Below are 7177 nucleotides of genomic sequence, written 5' to 3'. Positions count from 1 at the left end.
CAACGCAAAAAGGCCGCCCTGTCGGGCGGCCTTTCCATCCTGATCTCCGCGGGCCCGAGGGCCGGGGATCACTTGATGATTTTCGACACCACGCCGGCGCCGACCGTGCGGCCGCCTTCGCGGATGGCGAAGCGCAGCTTTTCTTCCATCGCGATCGGGGCGATCAGCTCGACCTCGAACTTCAGGTTGTCGCCCGGCATCACCATTTCCGTGCCTTCCGGCAGCTTCACCGTCCCGGTCACGTCCGTGGTGCGGAAGTAGAACTGCGGGCGGTAGTTGGCGAAGAACGGCGTGTGGCGGCCGCCTTCTTCCTTGGTCAGGATATAGGCCTCGGCTTCGAAGGTGGTGTGCGGGGTCACCGATTTCGGCTTCACCAGAACCTGGCCACGCTCGACGCCGTCACGGTCGATGCCGCGCAGCAGGACGCCGACGTTGTCGCCAGCCTCCCCGCGGTCCAGCAGCTTGCGGAACATTTCCACGCCGGTGCAGGTGGTCTTCTTGGTGTCGCGGATGCCCACGATTTCCAGTTCGTCGCCGACGTTCACCGCGCCGCGCTCGATCCGGCCGGTCACAACCGTGCCGCGGCCCGAGATCGAGAACACGTCTTCGATCGGCAGCAGGAACGGCTGGTCCACGGCGCGCTCGGGCGTCGGGATGTAGTTGTCAACGGCTTCGATCAGCGCCTTGATCGAGTTCTCGCCGATCTCCGGGTCACGGCCTTCCAGCGCCGCCAGAGCCGAGCCCTTGATGATCGGAATGTCGTCGCCGGGATAGTCGTACGAGCTCAGCAGCTCGCGCACTTCCATCTCGACCAGTTCCAGCAGTTCCTCGTCATCCACCTGGTCGACCTTGTTCAGGTAGACGACCATGTAGGGAATGCCGACCTGACGGCCCAGCAGGATGTGCTCGCGCGTCTGCGGCATCGGGCCGTCGGCCGCGTTCACCACCAGGATCGCGCCGTCCATCTGCGCCGCGCCGGTGATCATGTTCTTCACATAGTCGGCGTGGCCGGGGCAGTCCACATGGGCATAGTGACGGGTCGGCGACTCGTATTCCACATGCGCCGTCGAAATGGTGATCCCGCGGGCCTTCTCTTCCGGCGCGCCATCAATCTGGTCATAGGCACGGAATTCGCCGAAATACTTCGTGATCGCCGCCGTCAGCGTCGTCTTGCCGTGGTCAACGTGACCGATCGTCCCGATGTTGACGTGCGGTTTCGTCCGTTCAAACTTAGCTTTTGCCATGGGCTTAGCTCCTCATTGGTTCAGAGTGTCATGACGGGCGGGGCCGCAAAGCCCCGCCCTGCCCTTGTCAGGCATATTTCTTCTGGATCTCGTCCGAGATGTTCTGCGGCACGGCATCGTAATGGTCGAACTGCATCGTGAACACTGCGCGGCCCGAAGACATCGAGCGCAGGTTGTTGATATAGCCGAACATATTGGCCAGCGGCACGAAGGCGTCGATGACGTTCGCATTGCCGCGGCTGTCCTGACCACGCACCATCCCGCGACGGGAGGTGAGGTCGCCGATGATCGAACCGGTATATTCTTCCGGCGTCACGACTTCGACCTTCATGATCGGTTCCAGCAGCTTCGCGCCGGCCTTTTTCAAACCGTCACGCATCGCAGCGCGCGAGGCGATTTCGAAGGCCAGGACCGACGAGTCAACATCGTGGAACGCACCGTCCAGCAGCGCGACCTTGAAGTCGATCACCGGGAAGCCGGCCAGCGGGCCCGAATCCATGACGGACTTGATGCCTTTTTCGACGCCGGGGATGTATTCCTTCGGCACCGCACCACCCACGATCTTCGATTCGAACGAATAACCTTCGCCCGGCTCGGTCGGGGTGATCGCCAGCTTGACGCGCGCGAACTGACCGGTCCCGCCGGTCTGTTTCTTGTGCGTATAGTCGATCTCGGCAGGCTGCGAGATGGTCTCGCGGTAAGCCACCTGCGGCGCACCGATATTCGCCTCGACCTTGAACTCGCGCTTCATGCGGTCGACCAGGATGTCGAGGTGAAGTTCGCCCATGCCCTTCATGATCGTCTGACCCGATTCCAGATCGGTTTCGACGCGGAAGGACGGGTCTTCGGCCGACAGGCGCTGAAGGGCGAGGCCCATCTTCTCCTGGTCCGCTTTCGACTTCGGCTCCACGGCGATCTCGATCACCGGCTCGGGGAAGGTCATGGTTTCCAGAACCACCGGCTTGGCCGGATCACACAGGGTATCCCCCGTGGTGGTTTCCTTCAGGCCCGCCAGCGCGATGATGTCGCCGGCGAAGGCTTCCTCGATCTCCTCGCGGTTGATGGCGTGCATCACCATCATCCGGCCGACGCGTTCCCGCCGACCTTTGGTCGAGTTCATCATCTGGTCGCCCTTCTTGAGCTGACCGGAATAGATGCGAGTAAAGGTCAGCGAACCGACGAAGGGGTCGTTCATGATCTTGAACGCCAGCGCCGAGAAGGGCGCCGCATCATCGGCGGGACGCTCGATGTTGCGTTCTTCGGTTTCGTCATCGGGGCTGAAGCCCTTCAGGACCGGAACATCCTGCGGCGAAGGCAGGAAGTCGATCACCGCGTTCAGAAGCGGCTGCACGCCTTTGTTCTTGAACGCCGAACCGGCCATGACCGGGAAGAAGGACAGCGACAGCGTGCCCTTGCGGATCAGCTTGCGCAGGGTGTCTTCGTCCGGCTCGTTGCCTTCCAGATAGGCTTCCATGGCGTCGTCGTCCATTTCGACGGCCAGTTCGATCATGTTGGCGCGCCATTCGTCGGCCAGATCTTTCAGCTCGTCGCGGATCGGCTGACGAACCCAGCTTGCGCCGAGATCCTCACCCTTCCAGACCCATTCTTCCATCTTGATCAGGTCGATGATGCCTTCCAGCTTGTCCTCGGCGCCGATCGGCAGGGCGATCGGGCACGGGGTGCCGCCGGTGCGGTCCTTGATCATGCGCACGCAGTTGAAATAGTCGGCGCCGATCTTGTCCATCTTGTTGACGAAAACGATGCGCGGCACGCCATAACGGTCGGCCTGACGCCACACGGTTTCGGTCTGCGGTTCAACGCCGGCATTGGCGTCGAGCAGACAGATGGCACCATCCAGAACCGCCAGCGAGCGTTCGACTTCAATGGTGAAGTCGACGTGGCCGGGGGTGTCGATGATGTTGAAGCGGTTGCGCGCCTCGGGATCTTCCGCGTAATCGGGATCTTCGTGGCGCTGCCAGAAGGTGGTCGTCGCGGCGGACGTGATGGTGATGCCGCGCTCGGCCTCCTGCTCCATCCAGTCCATGGTCGCGGCGCCGTCATGGACTTCGCCGATCTTGTGGGACTTGCCGGTGTAGTAAAGGATACGCTCGGTCGTCGTCGTCTTGCCGGCATCGATGTGGGCCATGATGCCGAAGTTACGATAACGCTGAAGCGGATATTCGCGTGCCATGGTGGGCCTTCCTTCCGGTTACCAGCGGTAGTGGCTGAACGCCTTGTTGGCGTCGGCCATCTTGTGCGTGTCTTCGCGCTTCTTCACGGCGGTGCCGCGGCCGTTGACGGCATCGGCCAGTTCGCCGGCAAGGCGTTCTTCCATCGTGTTTTCGTTGCGGTTCTTCGCGGCGGTGATCAGCCAGCGGATCGCCAGCGCCTCGCGGCGGGTCGGACGGACTTCGACCGGAACCTGGTATGTGGCACCACCGACGCGGCGCGAACGCACTTCGACGGAAGGTTTCACGTTTTCCAGCGCTTCGTGGAAGATCTCGACCGGCTCGCGCTTCAGCTTCGACTGCGCGCGCTCCAGCGCGCTGTAGACGATGCGCTCGGCGACGGATTTCTTGCCGTCAACCATCAGGTTGTTCATGAATTTCGTGAGGACGCGATCGCCATATTTGGCGTCGGGCAGCACTTCGCGCTTTTCAGCGGCGTGACGACGGGACATCTATGGCTCTCCTTACTTCGGACGCTTCGCGCCGTATTTCGAACGGCGTTGACGACGGTCTTTGACACCCTGGGTATCCAGCACACCGCGCAGGATGTGGTAACGGACACCCGGAAGGTCTTTCACCCGGCCGCCGCGGATCAGCACGACGCTGTGTTCCTGCAGGTTGTGCTTTTCGCCCGGAATGTAGGAGATGACTTCGAAGCCATTCGTCAGGCGCACCTTGGCGACCTTACGCATGGCGGAGTTCGGTTTCTTCGGCGTCGTGGTGTAGACGCGGGTGCAGACGCCGCGCTTCTGCGGGCATCCTTGAAGGTGCTGCGACTTCGAGCGCTGCACCTTGGGCTGCCGCGGTTTGCGGATCAGCTGTTGGATCGTAGGCATTCGGTTCCCCGTTTTGCTCTGTCAATACTCGCAACCAATGGTTGCGCCACTTCTCGACGGCCAGTTGCGCGAATCGCAAAAAGCCAAAGCCCTTCCGTTTCCCGTCGCGGGGAAGTCGGAGGGGCTCTCCTAGCGAATTCAGGCGATTAAGCCGAATTCTGACCATCAGGTTCGGTGCCCCAGCGGGGCGAACCCTCTGGGTCGGGCGGGCTATAGGCGGAATCGGCTTGGCTGTCAACACGGTCAGCCCTGCTTGGCCACCCGTCAGATCAGGCGATATAAGCACGCCCCGCCGGCGCGCAACCCCATCGGCGGCAAGATTTCCGCCCCGACCCCAATCCCTTGTGGCAGGGGGCGGGCGATCAGCGGGGAAAGGCGATCTCGGCGCGCAGCCCCCCAAGATCGGCGCTGCGCGACAGCCGCAGTTGCCCACCCAGAAGCCGCGCCGTATCGGCGGCGAGCGCCAGCCCCAGCCCCGCGCCTTCGCCCTTGTTGCGCGAGCGGCCGGGATCCAGCCGGCTGAACGGGCGCATCGCTTCCTCGTGCCGATCATCGGGAATGCCGGGGCCGTCATCCTCGACCGCGATTCTGACCACCCGCGGGCTGAGCGACAGGTCGATGCGGACTCGGGACCCGTAACGCGTCGCATTGCCGATCAGGTTATCCAGCGCTCTGCGCAACGTGTCGGGGCGGAAGGTCGCCTGTGCATCCGCGCCGACATTGGCGGTGGTCAGCTCGATCTGGTGGCCCGCGCGGGCGGCGTCGTCGATGATGCGCTGGATGAAGGGCAGCAGCGCCACCTTTTCGGTCGCACCATCCGCCGCCGCATCGCGCGCGAAGGCCAGAAAGGCGTTGACCATATGCGACATCTCCTCGACATCGCGGCGCATGGCGGCGATTTCCTCGTCGTCGGCGGGCATGTCGGGCGACAGCATCGACAGCGACAGCTGCAACCGCGTCAGGGGCGTGCGCAGATCATGGCTGATCCCGCTGAGCATCAGGCCGCGCTGCTCGGCCAGCCGTTCCAGCCGATGGCGCATATCCAGAAAAGCCGCCCCGGCGCTGCGGATCTCGGCCGCGCCGCCGGCCCGGTAAGGGGTCACGCGGCCCTTGCCGTAATCCTCGGCCGCCTGCGCCAGCCGGCGGATCGGACGCAGCTGGTTGCGCAGGAAAATCCCCGCGATCACCGTCATCAGCGCCGCCGTGAAGCCCAGCAGAACCAGCAGCTGATGCGGGTTCGAGGCACTGACCCGGCTGCGCGCGAAAGTCAGCGTGTAAGGACCGTAAGGGCCCTCCAGACCCACCCGAACCTGCTTCAGATCGCCAAGTTCCACCGCCGTCAGCAGGGGCAAGCTGGCGCGCAGTTCGTCCGCGACGATCCGGCCCGAGACGTCATAGAACACCCGGCTGTTGGTCACCGCCGCGCCGGGTAGGTCGAATTGCAGGTTCAGATTGCGGCTCAGATTGCTGCCGCGGGCGATGGCCGCGGCCAGATCGGGCGCCTGATCAACACTGCGGGCGACGAACCCCACCTCCTGCGCGACCGAGGCCGTCATCTGCCGGGTCACGCCCTCGAAATGACGCTGCAGGAACATCACCGTCACCACCAGCACCATGGTGAAGACCGGCAGCAGCAGGATCAGTACTGCACGCCCATAAAGCCCGCGCGGCATGAACCGCTTCAACCAGCCGAAACTTGGTCCGAATTGCATGGAACCCCCTGCCTGTCGGTCGTAACCTAATCATCGACGCCCCCAAGGAAAACCCGGACCGATGCTGCAGACGATCCTCGCGCCCAATCCCTCGCCCCTGACCGGGCCGGGGACCAACACCTTCCTGCTGGGCGAGGCCGAGATCGCCGTCATCGACCCCGGTCCCGATATTGCCAGCCACCATGCCGCGATCCTGCAGGCGGGGCGCGGCCGCATCACCCATATCCTTGTGACGCACGCGCATCTGGACCACTCTGCCGGCGCTGCGGCGCTGTCCGCGGCAACCGGGGCGCCCGTGCTGGCTTTCGGCGATGCTGATGCGGGCCGCTCGCCGATGATGCAGTCGCTGGTCGAGACCGCCGGCGGCGGCGAGGGCCGCGATACCGCCTTCCGCCCCGATCGGCTGCTGCGCGACGGCGACCGGATCGAGGGCGCGGACTGGGTCCTGACCGCCATCCACACGCCAGGCCATATGGGCAATCATCTCAGCTTCCTGTGGGAGGACCGGCTATTCTGCGGCGACGTGATTCTCGGCTGGTCCTCCACGCTGATTTCCCCGCCGGACGGGGATCTGCTGGATTATTTCCGCAGCCTCGACCGGATCGCGGCCCTGCGCCCGGCCCGCCTTCTGCCAGCCCACGGCGATCCGGTCGCGGGTCCCCTCCCCCGCATCGCCGAATTGCGCGCTCACCGTCAGGACCGCACCGCCCAGATCCTCGCCGCGCTGCGTGACGGCCCCGCGAAGGCGGCGGATCTGGCCGCCCAAATCTACGATATCCCGCCACCCCTGCTACCCGCCGCCGCGCGCAATGTGCTGGCCCACCTGATCGCCCTGACCCAGCTTGGCGTCGCCGCCACCTCCACGAAAATCACCGCGGAGTCGGATTTTTCGCTTCGGTGAATTTTTTGCGTCAAACCCTCTGGACGCCTCCGAGAGTGGTTGCTATACGGCCCACGTGTTCCGGCGTAGCTCAGCGGTAGAGCAGTTGACTGTTAATCAATTGGTCGTAGGTTCGATCCCTACCGCCGGAGCCAAAAATCCACGATGACTCAAAGATTTACGAGATAAGTCCGCGCAAGGGGGCTTTCTTGTATGACTTCTGGGGAACACCGTGGGAACGGCCAAGGGCGCTAAATTTGGCCCCTTAACCCTCCCG

Annotated in this window: 6 protein-coding genes and 1 tRNA gene; 2 read left to right on the top strand and 5 right to left on the bottom strand. The window is 63.8% G+C overall.

Annotated features, from left to right (window positions below; translation table 11 throughout):
- Nucleotides 1-68: 68 nt before the first annotated feature.
- The 5 genes from tuf to H1S04_RS14440 form a co-directional block, all read right to left on the bottom strand.
- Nucleotides 69-1244 (bottom strand): elongation factor Tu, encoded by a 1176-nt coding sequence (gene tuf / locus H1S04_RS14460; protein ID WP_181745627.1) that lies wholly within the window; start codon nt 1242-1244, stop codon nt 69-71.
- Nucleotides 1245-1311: 67 nt separating this feature from the next.
- Entirely contained in the window at nt 1312-3435 is a 2124-nt protein-coding gene (gene fusA / locus H1S04_RS14455; protein WP_181746233.1) for an elongation factor G, read from the bottom strand.
- An 18-nt stretch (nt 3436-3453) separates the two neighbouring features.
- Entirely contained in the window at nt 3454-3924 is a 471-nt protein-coding gene (rpsG, locus tag H1S04_RS14450; RefSeq protein ID WP_166331338.1) for a 30S ribosomal protein S7, read from the bottom strand.
- A 12-nt stretch (nt 3925-3936) separates the two neighbouring features.
- Nucleotides 3937-4308 carry a 30S ribosomal protein S12 gene (rpsL, locus tag H1S04_RS14445; RefSeq protein ID WP_022705687.1) on the bottom strand — a complete coding sequence of 124 codons (372 nt, stop codon included), beginning with the start codon at nt 4306-4308 and terminating at the stop codon, nt 3937-3939.
- 362 nt (nt 4309-4670) lie between these two features.
- Nucleotides 4671-6020: an ATP-binding protein gene (locus H1S04_RS14440; RefSeq protein WP_181746232.1), complete on the bottom strand. Its 1350-nt coding sequence runs from the start codon at nt 6018-6020 to the stop codon at nt 4671-4673.
- Between the two features lie 61 nt (nt 6021-6081).
- On the opposite strand from H1S04_RS14440, the gene H1S04_RS14435 reads away from it, so the two are divergent.
- Together H1S04_RS14435 and H1S04_RS14430 are read left to right on the top strand one after the other, a co-directional pair.
- On the top strand, nt 6082-6921 hold the full coding sequence (locus tag H1S04_RS14435; protein ID WP_181746231.1) for an MBL fold metallo-hydrolase: 840 nt from the start codon (nt 6082-6084) through the stop codon (nt 6919-6921).
- A gap of 59 nt (nt 6922-6980) precedes the next feature.
- A tRNA-Asn gene (locus H1S04_RS14430) sits at nt 6981-7055 on the top strand.
- Nucleotides 7056-7177: the final 122 nt, after the last annotated feature.

It is taken from the genome of Paracoccus sp. S1E-3 (assembly GCF_013868135.1).
Classification (GTDB): Bacteria; Pseudomonadota; Alphaproteobacteria; order Rhodobacterales; family Rhodobacteraceae; genus Paracoccus.
This window is presented reverse-complemented; position numbering and strand designations above follow the sequence as displayed.